The following is a 17,250-nucleotide window of genomic DNA, read 5'->3' as shown; positions in this document are numbered from 1 at the left end:
CTTTCGTTCAGCGCGCGGTCGCGGTCAGCAATTCGCGCGCGATCCGGCCGAGCGGCACGACCTTGTCCGCTGCGCCGCGGGCGATCGCTTCCTTCGGCATCCCGAACACGATCGACGTTTCCTCGTCCTGCGCGAAGGTGCGCGCACCGGCGGTCTTCATCTCCAGCAACCCGCGTGCGCCATCGTCGCCCATCCCGGTCATGATGATCCCGACCGCGTTCGCGCCGGCGTTGCGGGCGGCGGAACGGAACAGCACGTCGACCGACGGGCGATGCCGCGACACGAGCGGGCCTTCCTTGACCGAGACGACATAGCGCGCGCCCTGCCGCTCCAGCATCGTGTGGCGCAAGCCGCCCGGCGCGATCAGCGCGCGGCCGCGCATCACCGTATCGCCGTCCTCGGCCTCCTTGACGTCGATCTGGCACAGCCCGTCGAGCCGCCGCGCGAAGGCGCGCGTGAAGCTTTCCGGCATATGCTGGACGATGACGATGCCGGGCGAGTTGGCGGGCAACGCCTCCAGCACCTCGCGCAGCGCCTCGGTCCCGCCCGTCGACGCGCCGATGCACACCACCATTTCGGTGGTCTTGCTCATCGCGCGCCCGCTCGGCGGCGGCAGGACGGCGTCGGCGGACAGCTTCTGCTGCGGCGCCCGCGACGGCGTGGCGCGACGGGCGCTCAGCTGTGCGCGCGCCGCGCCCTTGACCGTCTCGCGGATCAGCAGATGCGCCTCGGCGAGATGATCGGCGACCCCGACCCGCGGCTTCAGGATCACGTCGACCGCGCCGGCTTCCAGCGCCTGCAACAGGGTCTCCGACCCTTCCTCGACCAGTGACGAGCACATCACCACCGGCACCGGGCATTGCGCCATCAAGCGGCGCAGGAAGGTGATCCCGTCCATGCGCGGCATCTCGACGTCGAGCGTGATGACGTCGGGCACCTCGGCCTGCATGTAGCGCGCAGCGGCGAACGGGTCGGCGGCGGCGGCGATCACCTCGATCTGCGGATCGGCGGAAAGGATCGCGGTCATCGCCTGACGCACGCTGGCGCTATCGTCGATGATCAGAACGCGGGTCTTCTTCATGGCCGATCAGATCTTCTTGAACACGGTGTTGGCGACCGCGGTGAGAGGAAGGGTAAAGCCCGCCACCGACTCCGAATGGCCGAGGAACAGCAGCCCGCCCGGCCGCAGACATGCCGCCAGCCGACGCACGACCTGTTCCTGGGTCGGCTTGTCGAAGTAGATCAGGACGTTGCGACAGAAGATCATGTCCATCGGCTCGCCGACCGGATAATGATCGCTCATCAGGTTGAGCTGCGCGAAACCGACCGCGCTGCGCAATTCGGGAACGATCCGCACCTCGTCGCGATCGCGGTCGCGCGGGCGCAGCACGTAGCGCTGGCGCAAGGCGGCGGGCACCGGCTCGACCTGCGCGGCCGGGTAGATGCCGCGCTTCGCGGTCGCCAGCACCTCGGTATCGAGATCGGTGGCGAGGATGCCGTAATCCGGCCCGCGCCGCTCACGCGCGAAGGCGTCGAGGATCATCGCGATCGTATAGGGCTCCGCGCCCGTCGAGCAGGCCGCGCTCCACACCCGCAGCCGCCGCAGCCCCTCCTCCTGCATCTGCGGCAATGCGACGCCTTGCAGATAGTCGAAATGCTTGGGTTCGCGGAAGAAGTCGGTCTTGTTCGTGGTGACCGCGTTCAGCAGATGCTGCCGTTCGTCGTCGAGATTGTCGTCCTCGAACAGCCATGCACAATATTCGCCGAGCGACGCGCGGTGCGTGGCGCGGACGCGCCGCCGCAGCCGGCCTTCGATCATCGTCAGCTTGGCGGGCGGCAGCCGGATGCCGGCCTGCGCGTAGATGTAGCGCGCGATCCGATCGAAATCGCGCTTCGACAGCACGTCCGCGCCCGGCGCGACGATCGCCGCCGCGCTCATGCCCGCTCCCCCGCGCGCATCATGCCGCCAGCGCGCCGGTCGCCGGGACGCCGCCGAGCAGATCGGCATCGTCGCTCGCGAAGATGCGCGGCAGGTCCAGCAGCGCGACGAACCCGTCGTCGCGGCGCAGGATCGCCTCGACATGCCCCGAGCGCCAGCGGCCGCCGAGATCGGGCGACGGCTCGATCGCGTCGGCGCCGAAACGGCTGACGTCGAGCACGCGATCGACGACCAGCCCGAGCACCAGCGGCGCGGCCCCGGCGACAGGGGCCTCCACCACCAGCACGCGCGTCGCGAGGGTCGTCTCGCCCGCCGCCATGCCGAGCCGCACGCGCAGATCGATCATCGGCACCGAGGTGCCGCGCACGTCGGTGAGGCCGACCAGCCACGCCGGAGCGTCCGGCATCCGGAACGCCGGTCGATGGTCGAGGATCTCGCGGACCTCGGCGACCGGCAGCGCGAAGCGCTCCGCCCCGAGGCCGAAGACCACGACCTGTAGTTCCTGCTTCGTCATGCTCATGCTGCACGTCCAAACTCGGCGTCTTCGCCGTCAGGGCCACCATTGGTGAGATCGAGCGCGAAGCCGCGGACGCGGGCCTGTTGCTCGGCGATCGAGGCACCGCGCGGTGCCTGCGTCTTTTTCGCGGCCGGCGCGGCGCTGCGCGCGACGCTGCGGGGCGCATGGCGCGCGGGCCGCTTGCCGTCCTCGACACGGAAGAAGGCGATGCTTTCCTGCAGTTCGTCGGCCTGGCTGGCCAGTTCCTCGGAGGTCGAGGAGATCTGCTCGGAAGCCGAGGCGTTCTGCTGCGTGACCTTGTCGAGCTGCTGGATCGCTTCGTTGATCTGGCTGGCACCGATGTCCTGTTCGCGACAGGCCGCGCTGATCTCGGCGACCAGTTCGGCGGTACGGCGGATGTCAGGCACCAGCCGCGTCAGCATCTCGCCGGCCTGCACGGCGGCGGCGACGGTCTCCGCCGACATGCCGCTGATCTCGCCCGCGGCGGTCTGGCTGCGTTCGGCCAGCTTGCGAACTTCGGCGGCGACCACCGCGAAGCCGCGGCCATGTTCGCCCGCCCGCGCCGCCTCGACTGCGGCGTTGAGCGCCAGCAGATCGGTCTGGCGCGCGATCTCCTGTACGATGCCGATCTTCTCGGCGATCGTGCGCATCGCGCCGACCGCCTTCTCGACCGCCTGACCGCTCAGTTCCGCATCCTGCGACGACTGGCGCGCGATCTTCTCGGTCTGGGTCGCGTTGTCGGCGTTCTGCTTGATGTTGGCGGCCATCTGCTCCATCGACGCCGACGCTTCCTCGGCCGCCGCGGCCTGCTCGGTCGCGCCCTGGCTCACCTGCTCGGACGACGACGACAGCTGCTGGCTCCCCGCCGCGACGTTGTGCGCCGCCAGCGTGGTCTGACCGATCGTCTCGCGCAGCCGCAGCGTCATGCGGTTGACCGTGTCGACCAGATCCTTGATCTCGTCGTTGCTGCGCACCGCGACCTCGACCGACAGATCGCCGTCGGCGACCGCGGATACCGCCTCGTTGACCTGCCGCAACCCCTTCGACACCAACCGCGCGATCCACAAGGCACCGGCGGTCGCCAACAACAGCGCGATCACCGCGGTCGTCAGCAACGTCGTGCGCGCGCCGGAATAGAGCGTGGCGGCATCGGCATTGGCCTGCGTCAGCTGCGCCTGGGTGATCGCGGTGAGCTGCGCCAGCGTCTCGCCGAGGCGGGTGACGACCGCGCGCCCCTCGGTCATCGACAGCCGTGCCGCCTCGTCATGGCGACCGGCCATCGCCATCTGGCGGCCGCGGTCGCTGATCTGGCGATAGGCGTTCCACTGTTCGAGGCTCTTCTTCCAGACCGGACGACCTTGTTCGGTCGCGATCTTCAGCCCGCCTTCGAGACTCTCGCGGATCTTGCGGTCATAGTCGAGGAACTTGGCTTCGAACTCGCGCTGCATCGCTGCATCGTCGGTCATCATGATATTCTTTTCGTTGCGGATCGCGCGTCCGACGTCGCCATCGGCGGTCAGCGCCAGCTGGATGCGTTGCGTCGGACCATCGACGATCTCGCCGATCATGCCGTTGAGCACGCCGATCTTCGAAACACCGACCCCGACGACGAGGCAAAGCAGAAGAATGACGGCGGTAAAGGTTCCGGCCAGTTTCGTCTTGATGGTGGCGCGCATGGAGAATCCTTATTCTTACACCCGGGTGCGTTCGACGCGACCGCTGCTGCGGTTTACCTTCTTCGATTAACCGAACAGGGATGAAGGAAAGGTTCAGGCACGATCCGGAACCGTGGTCCGTCAGGTAGTTACCGCGCTACCCGACGGTTCGGCGTGGCGGGGCGGACGGCCGCCCCGCCATCGTCTCAGGCCGCGCGGCCGAAATCGGCATCCTCCCCGTCCGGACCGCCGTTGCTGAGATCGAGCGCGAAGCCGCGGGCACGCGCCTGCTGCTCGGCCACCGACACGCCACGCGCGACCGGCTTGCCCTTCTTCGCCGCGACCGCGGTGCTGCGCACGGCGGGACGTGGCGCGTTGCGGGCGGGCTTGCTGCCGTCATCGACGCGGAAGAAGGCGATGCTCTCCTGAAGCTCCTCGGCCTGGCTGGCCAGTTCCTCGGAGGTCGAGGAGATCTGCTCGGAAGCCGAGGCGTTCTGCTGCGTAACCTTGTCGAGCTGCTGGATCGCTTCGTTGATCTGGCTGGCACCGATGTCCTGTTCGCGGCACGCGGCGCTGATCTCGGCGACCAGTTCGGCGGTACGGCGGATGTCGGGCACCAGCCGCGTCAGCATATCGCCCGCCTGCGCCGCCGCCGTCACCGTCTCCGCCGACATGCCGCTGATCTCGCCCGCGGCGGTCTGGCTGCGCTCGGCCAGCTTGCGGACTTCGGCCGCGACCACCGCGAAGCCGCGGCCATGTTCGCCCGCCCGCGCCGCCTCGACCGCGGCGTTGAGCGCCAGCAGATCGGTCTGGCGCGCGATCTCCTGCACGATGCCGATCTTCTCGGCGATCGTGCGCATCGCGCCGACCGCCTTCTCGACCGCCTGACCGCTCAGTTCCGCATCCTGCGACGACTGGCGCGCGATCTTCTCGGTCTGGGTCGCGTTGTCGGCGTTCTGCTTGATGTTGGCGGCCATCTGCTCCATCGACGCCGACGCTTCCTCGGCCGCCGCGGCCTGCTCGGTCGCGCCCTGGCTCACCTGCTCGGACGACGACGACAGCTGCTGGCTCCCCGCCGCGACATTCTGCGCGGCGATCGTCGAGTCACCGACGACGATGCGCAGGCGGTTGACCATCATCACCAACGCCCGGCCCAGCTTGTCCTTCTCCGACAGCGGCTGGTGTTCGACGGTCAGGTCGCCGCCGGCGATCGCATCGGCCAGCGCCGCGCTCTTGCGCAGGTTCGCGGTCATACGATTGACGGTATCGACTAGATCCTTGATCTCGTCGTTGGTGGTCACGACGACCTCCTGATCGAGATCGCCGATCGACACCGCCTCCACCGCCACGCCGATGCGCTTCAGCCCGCGCGATACGACCAGCGAGATCCAGATCGCACCCACCACCGCGATCAGGAAGGCGATGATGCCCGCGGTGATCATGATGTTGCGGCTTTCGGCGTACAGCTGATTGGTCGCCTCGTCAGCTTCCTTCATCGCCGCGCGCTGGAAGTCGCTCAGCTTGCCGATATCGGCATTGAAGCGGACGTTGAGCGGCGCCTGCTGATCGTTCGAGATCTTGGCGGCCTCTTCGTTCCTGTTGGCCAGGCCGAGGTCGCGCACCCGATCGAACACCGGCTTCAGCTCGGTCCAGTCGTGGCCGACCGCTTCCCAGAACGGCTTGCTTTCGGAGCTGGCCGCAGCGGTCCCCTGCCGGATCGTGCGATCGAGCTCGTTCTCACCGGCAACGACCTTGTCGAAATAGGTCTTCATCGTCGCAGCGTCGGTGTTCAGCGCGAGCGACTGCTGGTCGGCGAGCGACTGGCTTTGCAGCGTGTCGACCGACTGCGCGAGCGACAGGCTGCGCGCCGGCCCCGCGATGACGTCGCTGATCGCGCTGTTGAGGATACTCATCTTCGAGACACCAACGCCGATGACGACGGCCAGCAACAATATCAGGACCGCGAAGGTCGCCCCCAGTTTCATCTTGATCGTGGCGCGCATGTTTCTTCTCCAAGCCGTGGTGATGCACGCATCGTCCCCGAACCCCAGGAACATCCGCGCGGTGGGATGCCGATCCGTGCTCGCGCAGGCGAACGGATCGGCGGTCAGCTACTCGACCGCATGACACCGCGGTCGTGGATGGCGGAGCCGCGAAGGCTCCCCCCTCGGATCAGGCCGCCCGTCCGAAATCCTCATCCTCGCCGTCGGGACCGCCGGTGCTCAGGTCGAGTGCGAAGCCCCGCGCCCGCGCCTGCTGGTCGGCGACGCTCGCACCGCTGCGCACCGGCGATCTGACCTTGCGAACGGGCTTGGCCGGGGTGCGAACGGGCTTGCGGACCGTGGCCACCGCGCGCGGCTCGGCGGTGCGGAAGAAGGCGATATTCGCCTCCAGTTCCTCGGCCTGCCCGGCCAGTTCCTCGGACGTCGAGGAAATCTGCGACGATGCCGAGGCGTTGGTCTGCGTCACCTTGTCGAGCTGCTGGATCGCCTCGTTGATCTGGCTGGCACCGATGTCCTGTTCGCGGCACGCCGCGCTGATCTCGGCGACCAGTTCGGCGGTCCGACGAATGTCCGGGACCAGCTTGGTCAGCATCTCGCCCGCCTGCGCCGCCGCCGTCACCGTCTCCGACGACATGCCGCTGATCTCGCCCGCCGCGGTCTGGCTGCGTTCGGCCAGCTTGCGCACCTCGGCGGCGACCACCGCGAAGCCGCGGCCATGCTCGCCCGCGCGCGCCGCCTCGACCGCGGCGTTGAGCGCCAGAAGATCGGTCTGGCGCGCGATCTCCTGCACGATGCCGATCCGTTCCGCGATGGTGCGCATCGCGCTGACCGCCTTCTGCACCGCCTGACCGCTCTGCTCGGCGTCCTGCGACGACTGGCGCGCGATCTTCTCGGTCTGCGCGGCGTTATCGGCGTTCTGCTTAATGTTGGCCGCCATCTGCTCCATCGACGCCGAGGCTTCTTCGGCCGCCGCAGCCTGCTCGGTCGCGCCTTCGCTGACCTGCTCGGCGGTGCTCGACAATTGCTGGCTGCCCGCGGCGACCTGCGCAGAGGCGGCGGCGACGTCGCCCGCGAACTTGGACAGATTGTCGACCAGCGTGTTGATCGCGGCCTTCATCCGGTCGTGATCGCCATCGCAGGCGATCTCGACGCGCTGCGTCAGGTCGCCGCCGCTGACCAGCGCCAGCACGCGATTGCCTTCGGCGATCGGCACCAGGATGGCGTCGAGCATCCCGTTGATCCCGCCGACCACCTTGCCGAAGTCGCCCGGGAAGCGTGCCGTATCGCCGCGTTCGCTGAGCCGTCCGGCGGTCGAGGCGTCGATCAGGCGGCGGATCTCGCCGATGATCTCGCGGAAATTGCCGCGCAATTCCTCGATCGTGTCGTTGATGAACACCTTCTTGCCGGGGAAACGCTCCAGCGGCGCATCGAAATTGCCTTCGCCGAACTGCTTGATGCACGCCATCGCGAGCTTCTTGACTGCGATATGGCCGCTGACCATGTCGTTGATGCCCTGCGCCATCACCGCGAAATCGCCGTGGAACTTGGCGACCGGCACGAAGACGTCGATGTCGCCGCGGTCATGCTCGGCGGACATGTGGTTCATCTCCGCGATCAGTCCCTTCAGGCTGGCGCGCAAACCTTCGACCGTGTCGTTGATGAAGGCCTTCTTGCCGGGGAAGGTTTCCAGCGGCGCGTCGAACCGGCCCTCGCCCAGCGCCTTGACGCAGGCGAGCGCCTTCTTCTTGACGGTGATGTGCGCCCCGACCAGCGCGTTGATGCCGGCCGCCGTCTGCGCCATGTCGCCGCGGAACGCCGCCACCGGCACGACGGTGTCGATATCGCCTGCCTCGTGTTCGGCCGTCATGCGCTCGACCGCGTCGCGCAGCCGCACCGAAGGCGTCAGCGCCTCGTCGAGCAGGTGGTTGACCGCCTCCAGGATCGCGCGGGCCTCGCCACTCGCCTCGTGCAGCTCGGCGCGGCGCGACAGGTCGCCTTCGCCAAGCGCACGGGCAAGCTGCCTGACCTCGGCCACGGCATAATCGGAACGGGCGGTTTTCTTGAACGCAGGAAGCAACGACATGGCAGAACCTCTAGAAAGGCCGGGGCGACATCAGGGTCAGGAGCGCGGCGACAGGACCGACGCGAAGATGGCGGTGAGATCGGGGAGGATGATGAGATCGTCGCGCCAGCGAACGAGCCGGCGGACGTAATCGCGCGGCCAGCGCATCCCGACCGCGGGCGCCTCCTCGCTGGCGCCGGCGGTCAGCGTCGCGACCTCGCGGACGTGGTCGGTGCGCAAACCTACCAGCGTCGGCTCGCCGTCGATCGGCAGTTCGATGACGACGATCCGGCTGTCGGCGGTCGTCTCCGCCGCCTCCATCGCGAAGGCGAGCCGCAGGTCGGCGACCGGCACGATCCGTCCGCGGAAGTTGACGACGTGTCGCACCAGCGCCGGCGCGCCCGGCACCAACGTCTCCGGCAGCAGGTCGAGGATCTCGCGGACCATCGTCGCTTCCAGCGCGAGCGTCTCGCCGCCGACGTCGAAGGTCAGGACTTCCAGCTCGCCGCGCTCGTTCCAGGCGGTGTCCGCCGCGGCCATGGCGGCGTCGGCGCGTTGCTTAGCTTGCGGCACGGAGCATCTCCTCCCGGGGTTGCGCCATCGCGACCAGTTGCGCGACGTCGAGGATCAGCGCGACATTGCCGTCGCCGAGGATCGTCGCGCCGGAGAAGCTGCCGACGCCGCGATGGAAGGCCGACAGCGACTTGATGACGGTCTGGTGGTTGCCGATGATCTGGTCGACGACCAGCCCGACGCGCTCGCGCCCGGTGGCGACCACGACGATCTTCTGGTGCGGATCGGGGCGCGTGCCCGTCTCGAACAGGTCGCGCAGCCGCACGAACGGGACCAGCCGGTCGCGCAGCGTGATGAGGCTGCGCCCGCGCGAGCGCAGATCGTCCTCCAGCGACAGTTCGAGGCATTCCTCGACCGCCGACAGCGGCAGGACGTAGCGGCTCTCGCCGACGCGCACCAACAGCCCCTCGATGATCGCCAGCGTCAGCGGAATGCGCAGCGTGATCGTCGAGCCCTTGCCGGTTTCGCTCGCGACGCTGATCGAGCCGCGCAGGCTCTCGATCGTGCGCTTGACCACGTCCATCCCGACGCCGCGCCCGGACAGGTTGGTGACCTGCGCCGCGGTCGAGAAGCCGGGGTGGAAGATCAGCCCGAGCAGTTCCTCGTCGGCGAGTTGCTGGCCCGGTTCGATCAGCCCGTTCGCCTCGCCCTTGGCGCGGACCCGCTCGCGGTCGATCCCGCGGCCGTCGTCGACGATCGTGATGAGCACCTCGCCGCCCGCCTGATGCGCGCTGAGCTTGACCAGCCCGGTTTCGGACTTGCCCGCCGCGATGCGGTCGGCCGGCGCTTCGAGGCCGTGGTCGCACGAATTGCGGATGATGTGGACCAACGGATCGAACAGCCGCTCGATCACGGTCTTGTCGACCTCGGTGGTTTCGCCCGACGTCTGCAGCTCGATCGCCTTGCCGGTTTCGCGCGCCAGATCGTGGATCAGGCGGCGGAAGCGCCCGAACAGCGATGACACCGGCACCATGCGCAGCACCATCATCGTGTCGCGCAACTCGCCGGACAGCCGCTCGATATCCTCGGTCACCGACCGCAGCAGCAGGTCGTGGCGATTGTTCGCCAGCTGCGACAGCCGGCTCTGCGCGATCACCAGCTCGCCGACGCGGTCCATCAGCGCGTCGAGCCGGTCGGCGGGGACGCGGACGTTCTCGACCGCGGGCTGCGCCGCGGCGGGCGGGCCACCGGCGGCGGCGGCGACCGGGGCGGCCGCCTCGACCGGGGCAGCGGCGGGCGCTTCCTCCACGACGACCGGCTCGGCCGGTGCGACATCGCCCAGCGGCGCGATCTCCAGCGTCATGTCGTCCATGACGAAGATGAACACGTCCTCGATCGCCTCGCGGGTGATGTCACCGCGCAACGTTACGTCCCAGCCGAGATGGCATTCGTTCGGCACCAGCGTGCCGAGCGGCGGCAGCGCGTCGGTGCGCACCCGCACCTCCGCCTCGCCGAGATCGCGAAGTTCGTCGAGCAGCATCAGCGGATTGGTGCCGTTCGCCATCGCATCGGCCGGCAGGCGGAAGAACAGCTTCCAGCCCTGCGTCGCGGCCGGCGCGTCCGCCGTCACGCCGGCGCCGCGCGCCGCCTCGACCGCGGCGGCGAGCCGCGCGAGGATCGCATCGCCCTCGGCCTGCGGCGCGTCGCCGTCGACCAGCGCGGCCATATGGTCGCGCGCGGACAGGATCACCGACACCAGCTCGGCGGTCGCGGGGACCTCGCCCTTGCGGACGCGGTCGAACGCGCTCTCGCAATGGTGGGTGAACGCCGCCAACGCATCGAAGCCGAACATCGCGCCCGAGCCCTTGAGCGTGTGCAGCCCGCGGAACACCGCATTGACCAGCGCCATGTCGCCGAGCCGGTGCCCGAGATCGAGCAGCCCCTGCTCGACCTGCTCGAGCAACTCGCCCGCCTCCACCCGGAAGGTGGCTGTCGGGTCCTCGGTCACTTGCCGAGGACCTTCTGTGCGACGCGGATCAGCTGGTCGGGCTGGAACGGCTTGACCAGCCAGCCGGTCGCCCCCGCCGCCTTGGCCTGCGCCTTCATGTCGGCGTCGGATTCTGTCGACAGGAAGATGATCGGCACGCCCGCCTGCGCCGGCTGCTGACGCAGTGCGCGGATCATCTCCAGACCGTCCATGTTCGGCATGTTGAGATCGGTGACGATCATGTCGAAGCGCGTGCCGGTGGCCTTGGCCAGCCCGTCGGCCCCGTCGACCGCCTCGGTCACGGCATAACCGGCGCCGGTCAGCGCGATGCGGATCGCCATCCGCAGGCTGGCGCTGTCGTCAACGGTAAGGATCGAAGCGGTCATTGCGCGGAGTCTCCGTGGAACCAGAAGGTGGCGTCCTCCTCGGACGCGGGGGTGAAGCCGGCACGCGCCAGCAGCGCGCGGAACGGTGCGCCGACCGGTGCGGTCAGCGCGAAATCGCGACCGTCGTCGCGCGCGGTGCGCCGCGCCGATTCGACCAGTTGCACCACGCTCAGGTCCGGTGCGGCCACTGCCGACAGGTCGAGCCGGACGACATCGCCCGCGGCGAATGCCTGCAGCAGATCGTCGGCCAGCAATCCGATCGACGGCAGGCATAGATCGCCGGCCGCGATCACGGGGGTGATCGACATGAACTTGATGCTCCTTGATCCGGTTCCGCGCCCGCCGAGGCAGATCGCGGCGCCGGACGCCTGTTACGCTGCGGATCGCGCCGACCTGCGCGCCGACTCCCCGTCGACGTCGTGGCCGGGGTCCTCCCCTACAACCGCCGTGCTACCGTGCAGGAGTAAAATGACCATTAACCGGCCCAACAATGACGCCGATGAATGAGACACGTTGATCGATGTAAAGTCAGCTACTTGGCTAATATCTTACGGTCGCGCCGGAGGTGCTCGATGAGAATTTTCCATCTGAACTGCGGAACAGACTGTCCGCTCGACGGTGCATTGTTCGACGGGCGCAGTCTTGGCCCCTTGGGGCGGATCGTCTGTCATTGTCTGTTGATCGAAACCGACGCGCACGGGCTGGTGCTGGTCGACACCGGTTACGGCCTGCGCGACGTCGCGCATCCGCACCACCGCCCCGATCCCCGGATCACCCTGCCATGGCGGATGATGCTCAACATCCGGCTCCACGAACGCGACACGGCGATCCGACAGATCGAGGCGCGCGGCCATCGTGCCGGCGACGTGCGGCACATCATCGCGACGCATCTCGACTTCGATCATGCCGGCGGGCTGGAGGACTTCCCGAACGCCACCGTCCACGTCATGCAGCGCGAATATGACGACGCCACCGGTCCGCGTGCCGGCGTCGTCGCGCGCAACCGTTGGCGGCCGAGGCAGCTCGACGATGTGCAGCGCTGGCAACGCTACGGCGCGCGCGGCGAGCGCTGGTTCGGCTTCGACGCGGTGCGCGATCTGGACGGATTGCCGCCCGAGATCCTGATGGTGCCGCTGCCCGGCCACACCTGGGGACATGCGGGTGTGGCGCTGCGGCAGGACGACGGACGCTGGCTGCTCCACGCCGGCGACGCCTATTTTCTATCGCGGCGAGATGCGGCAGGCGCGGCGGCGCTGCACGCCGGGGCTGCGCGCCTATCAGCGGCTGATGGAGGTCGACGCCACCGCGCGGCTCGACAACCAGCAACGGCTGCGCCGGCTGTCGATCGAGCGCCGCGAGACGGTGACCGTCACCTGCACGCACGATCCGGTCGAGCTGGAGCGGTTGCAGGCGGGAATGTCGTTGTAGGCTTTCGTCGCCCCGGACTTGATCCGGGATGACGGAAATTGGGCGGACGTCATTCCCCCTTCAGATCGGCGACGATCGGGAAATGATCGGACGGATAGCGCGCGCCATCGTGCGTGGTCAGCACCTTGGCCGCGACCGGACGAAAGCCCTTGACGAGGATATAGTCGATCCACTTGCCCGCCTCGGGCGTGCCGGTGAAGTCGTGGAAGGTGCCGCTCGGCGCGTCGGCGGTGCGCGCGAGCCGCGAGGCGTCGGTCAGGAACGCGGTCAGCCGGCGGACCGCCGCGCTGTCCGGCGTGGTGTTCAGATCGCCGGTCAGCACGATCGGCAACCCCGGCGCGATTGCGGGCAGCCGCGCCGCGATCAGCGCGGCGGAGCGGTTACGCGCTTCCTCATCCTCGGCACCGCGATGCGCGAAATGCGTATCGGCCATCAGGAAGCGGCGCTTCGACCTGCCGGTCGTCTCGAACACGCCCCACGTCACCATCCGCGGCAGGTTCGCGCCCCAGCTGATCTTGCCCGGCACCTCGGGCGTCTCGGACAGCCAGAAGTCGCCGCTGCGAATCAGCTTCAGCCGGTCGGTGCGGTAGAAGACGCCCATATGCTCGCCCCTGTGCCCGTCCCCCTGCCCGCCGTCGCGGTCGCGCCCGAACCAGCGATAGCGCGGCAGCGCGCGGACGATGTCGTCGCCCTGCGTCTTGAGCAGTTCCTGCGTGCCGATCACATCGGGGTTCGCCTCGCGCACCGTCCGCATGAACAGGTCGCGGCGCGCCGGCCAGACGTTGGGGCCGTCGCAATCGCAGGCGAAGCGGACGTTGAAGGTCATGACGCGCACGTCCTGCGCGGCGGCGCCGCTCGCGGTCACCAATGCCGCCGCTGCGATCATCAAACGTTTCATCTGCAACCCTTTCTGTCCTGACTTGCTAGCTCAGCGCTGCCGTCATTGCGAGCGGAGCGAAGCAATCCAGGGCGTCCTGGTCCGGCTCTGGATTGCTTCGCTACGCTCGCAATGACCGGTTACGCCAAGAAGCTGCAATTTTGAGACCGCAACCAATTCCACGCCCCGCTGTCGCGCATTTCCGCGCAAGGGATGACAGATGCATGACGACCGGACACGCGCGTCCGGCGTAGAGGGAAGCGAATGTCACGGTTGCTCGATCACCACCGGCTCACCCATCTGCAACGGCTCGAGGCCGAGGCGGTCCACATCATGCGCGAGGTGGTGGCCGAGGCGGACAATCCCGTGATGCTCTATTCGGTCGGCAAGGACAGCGCGGTGATGCTGCATCTCGCGCGCAAGGCGTTCTTCCCCAGCCCCCCGCCCTTCCCGCTGCTGCATGTCGACACCACGTGGAAGTTCCGCGAGATGTACGCGCTACGCGACCGGATGGCGGCGGAGAGCGGGATGACGCTGCTCGTCCACCAGAACCCCGAGGCGATCGAGCGCGGGATCAACCCGTTCGACCACGGCGCGCTGCATACCGACCTGTGGAAGACCGAGGGGCTGAAGCAGGCGCTCGACCAATACGGCTTCGACGCCGCGTTCGGCGGCGCTCGCCGCGACGAGGAGAAGAGCCGCGCCAAGGAGCGGATCTTCAGCTTCCGCACCGCGACGCACGGCTGGGACCCGAAGAACCAGCGCCCGGAGCTGTGGAACCTCTACAACGCCCGCAAGAACAAGGGCGAGAGCATCCGCGTCTTCCCGATCTCGAACTGGACCGAGCTGGACATCTGGCAATATATCCATCTCAACGACGTGCCGATCGTCCCGCTCTATTTCGCCGCCGAGCGCCCGACCGTCGAGCGTGACGGGATGCTGCTGATGGTCGATGACGCTCGCTTCCGGCTGTTGCCCGGCGAAGAGCCGGTGCTGCGCTCGATCCGCTTCCGCACGCTCGGCTGCTATCCGCTGACCGGCGCGGTCGAGAGCCGCGCGACGACGCTGCCACAGGTAATCCAGGAGACGTTGCTCACCACCACCAGCGAGCGGCAGGGGCGCGCGATCGACAAGGATGCCGGCGGCGCAGGCATGGAAGTGAAGAAGCAGCAGGGGTATTTCTGATGAGCACTGCACCTGCTTATGTCGTCGACGATCTGGTCGCGCGCGACATCGATGCGTATCTCGACAGCCATCAGCACAAGACGATGTTGCGCTTCATCACCTGCGGCTCGGTCGATGACGGCAAGTCGACGCTGATCGGAAGACTGCTCTACGATTCGAAGATGATCTTCGAGGATCAGCTCGCCGCGCTGGAAAGCGATTCGCGCAAACAGGGCACGCAAGGTGGCGAGATCGACTTCGCGCTGCTGGTCGACGGGCTCGCCGCCGAGCGCGAGCAGGGGATCACGATCGACGTCGCCTATCGCTTCTTCAATACCGAGAAGCGCAAGTTCATCGTCGCCGACTGCCCCGGCCACGAGCAATATACACGCAACATGGTGACCGGCGCGTCGACCGCCGACCTTGCGGTGATCCTGATCGACGCGCGCAAGGGCGTGCTGACGCAGACGCGGCGGCACAGCTACCTCTGCCACCTGATCGGCATCCGCAACATCGTGCTGGCGGTCAACAAGATGGATCTGGTCGGCTACGATCAGGCGACGTTCGACACGATCGTCGCGGACTATGCCGCCTTTGCGGAGTCGATCGGGATCGCCGGCTTCACCGCGCTGCCGATCTCGGGGTTCAAGGGCGACAATATCACCGCGCGCTCCGCGAACACGCCCTGGTATCACGGGCCGACTTTGGCCGAGCATCTCGAAACCGTCGAGGTGCTCGCCTCGGTCGACGCCGACAAGCCGTTCCGGATGCCGGTGCAATGGGTCAACCGCCCGCACCTCGACTTCCGCGGCTTCTCGGGGCTGATCGCGACCGGGCGCGTCGCGGTCGGCGACAGGGTGCGCGTGCTGCCGTCGGGCAAGACCTCGGCGGTGACGCGGATCGTCACGCTCGACGGTGACCTGCAACAGGCGGTCGCCGGCCAGTCAGTGACCTTGTGCTTCGCCGACGAGATCGACTGTTCGCGCGGCGACGTGATCGCTGCCGCCGAACAGCCGCCCGAAGCCGCCGACCAGTTCGAGGCGACGCTGGTGTGGCTCGACGATGCGAGCTTGCGCGTCGGGCGCGGCTATTGGCTGAAGCTGGGGACGCAGACCGTCTCAGCGACCGTCCAGCAGCCCAAGTACGTCGTCAACGTCAACACGCTCGAACAGCTCGCCGCCAAGACGCTCGACCTCAATGCGATCGGCGTCGCCGAGCTGACCACCGACCGTCCCATCGTGTTCGAGCCTTATGCCGACAATCGCACGCTCGGCGGGTTCATCCTGATCGACAAACTGACCAATGCGACGGTCGCGGCCGGGATGCTGCATTTCAGCCTGCGCCGCGCGCAGAACGTCCATTGGCAGGCGATCGACGTCGGACGCGACGCCCATGCCGCGCTCAAGGAGCAAAAGCCGGCGGTGCTGTGGTTCACCGGCCTGTCCGGCTCGGGCAAGTCGACGATCGCCAATCTGGTCGAGAAACGGCTCCACGCGCTCGGTCGCCACACCTTCCTGCTCGACGGCGACAATGTCCGCCACGGGCTCAACAAGGATCTCGGCTTCACCGAGGCCGACCGGATCGAGAACATCCGCCGCGTCGGCGAGGTCGCGAAGCTGATGACCGACGCCGGGCTGATCGTGCTCACCGCGTTCATCAGCCCGTTCCGTGCCGAGCGCGAGATGGTGCGCGCGATGCTGCCCGCGGGCGAGTTCGTCGAGGTGTTCGTCGACACGCCGTTCGCGGAAGCCGAGCGTCGCGACGTGAAGGGACTTTACAAGAAGGCGCGCGCCGGCTTGCTCAAGAACTTCACCGGCATCGACAGCCCGTACGAGCGGCCGGAGGCCCCCGAGGTGCGGATCGACACCACCGTCACCACCCCCGAACAGGCCGCCGAGCAGATCGTCGACCTGCTGCTGCGCCGCGCATGACCGCGGACGTGAGCGATGCCGCGCTGGCCGCGCATCTCGCCGGGGTGGCGGGCGCGCTGCTGCTGACGGTGCGCGACAGCGCTGCGCTGACCGAGCGGGCGCTGGCCAAGGCCGGGGACGCGATCGCCAACCGCTTCCTCGTCGAGGCGTTGCGCGCGCAGCGTGGCGCGGATGGGTTGCTGTCGGAGGAAGAGAAGGACTGCCCGATCCGCCTCGACCGTTCGCGGGTGTGGATCGTCGACCCGGTCGACGGCACGCGCGAATATGCCGAGCGCCGCGCCGACTGGGCGGTGCATGTCGGGCTCGCTATCGACGGTGTGCCGGCGACCGGCGCGGTCGCCTTGCCTGCGGCGGGCGTCGTGCTGCGCAGCGATGCGCCGGTCGTCGTTCCGCCAGCGCCCGAACGGCTGCGGATGGTGGTCAGCCGCTCGCGCCCGGCGCGCGAGGCGGTGGCGGTCGCCGAGGCGCTGGGCGCGGAGCTGGTGCCGATGGGCAGCGCCGGCGCCAAGGCAATGAGCATCATCCTCGGCCAGTCGGACATCTATCTCCATTCGGGCGGGCAATATGAATGGGACAGCTGCGCCCCCGCCGCGGTGGCGCGCGCGCACGGGCTGCACGTCAGCCGCATCGACGGGTCACCGCTGGTCTACAATTGCGCGGACACGTACATGCCGGACCTGCTGATCTGCCGGCACGAGCATGTCGCGCCGGTGCTGGCGGCGTTGGATTCTGCCTGATCGTCATCCCGGACTTGATCCGGGATCCCGCTTCTTACTCCCAGACGCGGC

At 68.2% G+C, this 17,250-nt stretch carries 16 protein-coding genes; 4 read left to right on the top strand and 12 right to left on the bottom strand.

What is annotated here, in order from left to right; translation table 11 throughout:
- Positions 1–7 precede the first annotated feature (7 nt).
- The 11 genes from PGN12_07075 to PGN12_07025 all read right to left on the bottom strand — a co-directional run bounded on the left by PGN12_07075 (position 8) and on the right by PGN12_07025 (position 12,264).
- On the bottom strand, positions 8–1,081 hold the full coding sequence (locus PGN12_07075; protein MEH3103653.1) for a chemotaxis response regulator protein-glutamate methylesterase: 1,074 nt from the start codon (positions 1,079–1,081) through the stop codon (positions 8–10).
- 6 nt (positions 1,082–1,087) lie between these two features.
- Positions 1,088–1,939, bottom strand: a complete 852-nt coding sequence (locus PGN12_07070) for a protein-glutamate O-methyltransferase CheR (GenBank protein MEH3103652.1) — start codon at positions 1,937–1,939, stop codon at positions 1,088–1,090.
- Between the two features lie 19 nt (positions 1,940–1,958).
- On the bottom strand, positions 1,959–2,459 hold the full coding sequence (locus PGN12_07065; protein ID MEH3103651.1) for a chemotaxis protein CheW: 501 nt from the start codon (positions 2,457–2,459) through the stop codon (positions 1,959–1,961).
- Entirely contained in the window at positions 2,456–4,132 is a 1,677-nt protein-coding gene (locus PGN12_07060) for a methyl-accepting chemotaxis protein (protein ID MEH3103650.1), read from the bottom strand. Before PGN12_07060 ends, PGN12_07065 begins: the two co-directional genes overlap by 4 nt.
- Before the next feature lie 185 nt (positions 4,133–4,317).
- The gene (locus PGN12_07055) at positions 4,318–6,114 is read right to left on the bottom strand and encodes a methyl-accepting chemotaxis protein (protein MEH3103649.1); all 1,797 of its coding nucleotides are present in this window, start codon (positions 6,112–6,114) and stop codon (positions 4,318–4,320) included.
- A gap of 169 nt (positions 6,115–6,283) precedes the next feature.
- Positions 6,284–8,197, bottom strand: coding sequence for a methyl-accepting chemotaxis protein (locus tag PGN12_07050; GenBank protein MEH3103648.1), 1,914 nt, complete (start codon positions 8,195–8,197; stop codon positions 6,284–6,286).
- Between the two features lie 36 nt (positions 8,198–8,233).
- A complete protein-coding gene (locus tag PGN12_07045; GenBank protein MEH3103647.1) occupies positions 8,234–8,716 on the bottom strand; it encodes a chemotaxis protein CheW in 483 nt (160 codons plus the stop codon).
- Positions 8,717–8,735: 19 nt separating this feature from the next.
- On the bottom strand, positions 8,736–10,697 hold the full coding sequence (locus tag PGN12_07040) for a chemotaxis protein CheA (GenBank protein MEH3103646.1): 1,962 nt from the start codon (positions 10,695–10,697) through the stop codon (positions 8,736–8,738).
- Positions 10,694–11,062, bottom strand: coding sequence for a response regulator (locus PGN12_07035; GenBank protein ID MEH3103645.1), 369 nt, complete (start codon positions 11,060–11,062; stop codon positions 10,694–10,696). The genes PGN12_07040 and PGN12_07035 overlap by 4 nt, the downstream gene beginning before the upstream one ends.
- The gene (locus PGN12_07030) at positions 11,059–11,370 is read right to left on the bottom strand and encodes an STAS domain-containing protein (protein ID MEH3103644.1); all 312 of its coding nucleotides are present in this window, start codon (positions 11,368–11,370) and stop codon (positions 11,059–11,061) included. Before PGN12_07030 ends, PGN12_07035 begins: the two co-directional genes overlap by 4 nt.
- Positions 11,371–11,610: 240 nt before the next feature.
- Positions 11,611–12,264, bottom strand: a complete 654-nt coding sequence (locus PGN12_07025) for a hypothetical protein (protein MEH3103643.1) — start codon at positions 12,262–12,264, stop codon at positions 11,611–11,613.
- Positions 12,265–12,295: 31 nt separating this feature from the next.
- Here PGN12_07025 and PGN12_07020 point away from each other — a divergent pair, with 31 nt between their 5' ends.
- Entirely contained in the window at positions 12,296–12,490 is a 195-nt protein-coding gene (locus PGN12_07020; protein ID MEH3103642.1) for a hypothetical protein, read from the top strand.
- A gap of 49 nt (positions 12,491–12,539) precedes the next feature.
- Here PGN12_07020 and PGN12_07015 read toward each other — a convergent pair whose 3' ends face one another.
- On the bottom strand, positions 12,540–13,388 hold the full coding sequence (locus tag PGN12_07015; protein MEH3103641.1) for an endonuclease/exonuclease/phosphatase family protein: 849 nt from the start codon (positions 13,386–13,388) through the stop codon (positions 12,540–12,542).
- A 243-nt stretch (positions 13,389–13,631) separates the two neighbouring features.
- Between PGN12_07015 and cysD the strand changes: the two genes are divergently transcribed.
- The 3 genes from cysD to PGN12_07000 are packed head-to-tail and all read left to right on the top strand — an operon-like array spanning position 13,632 to position 17,199.
- Entirely contained in the window at positions 13,632–14,552 is a 921-nt protein-coding gene (cysD, locus tag PGN12_07010; protein ID MEH3103640.1) for a sulfate adenylyltransferase subunit CysD, read from the top strand.
- Positions 14,552–16,462 (top strand): sulfate adenylyltransferase subunit CysN, encoded by a 1,911-nt coding sequence (gene cysN, locus PGN12_07005; protein MEH3103639.1) that lies wholly within the window; start codon positions 14,552–14,554, stop codon positions 16,460–16,462. Before cysD ends, cysN begins: the two co-directional genes overlap by 1 nt.
- Positions 16,459–17,199 (top strand): 3'(2'),5'-bisphosphate nucleotidase CysQ, encoded by a 741-nt coding sequence (locus tag PGN12_07000; GenBank protein MEH3103638.1) that lies wholly within the window; start codon positions 16,459–16,461, stop codon positions 17,197–17,199. The genes cysN and PGN12_07000 overlap by 4 nt, the downstream gene beginning before the upstream one ends.
- The last annotated feature ends 51 nt before the right edge of the window (positions 17,200–17,250 follow it).

This window comes from Sphingomonas phyllosphaerae (assembly GCA_036946405.1).
GTDB lineage: Bacteria > Pseudomonadota > Alphaproteobacteria > Sphingomonadales > Sphingomonadaceae > Sphingomonas > Sphingomonas phyllosphaerae_D.
Note: the sequence above shows the minus strand (reverse complement) of the source record. Positions and strands in the feature narration are given on the sequence as shown.

Bases quoted from the DNA above. Each gene is read 5' to 3' on its own strand.
- cysN (MEH3103639.1), top strand. From the start codon at position 14,552: ATGAGCACTGCACCTGCTTATGTCGTCGACGATCTGGTCGCGCGCGAC.
- PGN12_07000 (MEH3103638.1), top strand. From the start codon at position 16,459: ATGACCGCGGACGTGAGCGATGCCGCGCTGGCCGCGCATCTCGCCGGG.
- PGN12_07035 (MEH3103645.1), bottom strand. From the start codon at position 11,062: ATGACCGCTTCGATCCTTACCGTTGACGACAGCGCCAGCCTGCGGATG.
- cysD (MEH3103640.1), top strand. From the start codon at position 13,632: ATGTCACGGTTGCTCGATCACCACCGGCTCACCCATCTGCAACGGCTC.
- PGN12_07015 (MEH3103641.1), bottom strand. From the start codon at position 13,388: ATGAAACGTTTGATGATCGCAGCGGCGGCATTGGTGACCGCGAGCGGC.
- PGN12_07030 (MEH3103644.1), bottom strand. From the start codon at position 11,370: ATGTCGATCACCCCCGTGATCGCGGCCGGCGATCTATGCCTGCCGTCG.
- PGN12_07075 (MEH3103653.1), bottom strand. From the start codon at position 1,081: ATGAAGAAGACCCGCGTTCTGATCATCGACGATAGCGCCAGCGTGCGT.
- PGN12_07060 (MEH3103650.1), bottom strand. From the start codon at position 4,132: ATGCGCGCCACCATCAAGACGAAACTGGCCGGAACCTTTACCGCCGTC.
- PGN12_07055 (MEH3103649.1), bottom strand. From the start codon at position 6,114: ATGCGCGCCACGATCAAGATGAAACTGGGGGCGACCTTCGCGGTCCTG.
- PGN12_07045 (MEH3103647.1), bottom strand. From the start codon at position 8,716: ATGGCCGCGGCGGACACCGCCTGGAACGAGCGCGGCGAGCTGGAAGTC.
- PGN12_07020 (MEH3103642.1), top strand. From the start codon at position 12,296: ATGCGGCAGGCGCGGCGGCGCTGCACGCCGGGGCTGCGCGCCTATCAG.
- PGN12_07065 (MEH3103651.1), bottom strand. From the start codon at position 2,459: ATGAGCATGACGAAGCAGGAACTACAGGTCGTGGTCTTCGGCCTCGGG.
- PGN12_07070 (MEH3103652.1), bottom strand. From the start codon at position 1,939: ATGAGCGCGGCGGCGATCGTCGCGCCGGGCGCGGACGTGCTGTCGAAG.
- PGN12_07050 (MEH3103648.1), bottom strand. From the start codon at position 8,197: ATGTCGTTGCTTCCTGCGTTCAAGAAAACCGCCCGTTCCGATTATGCC.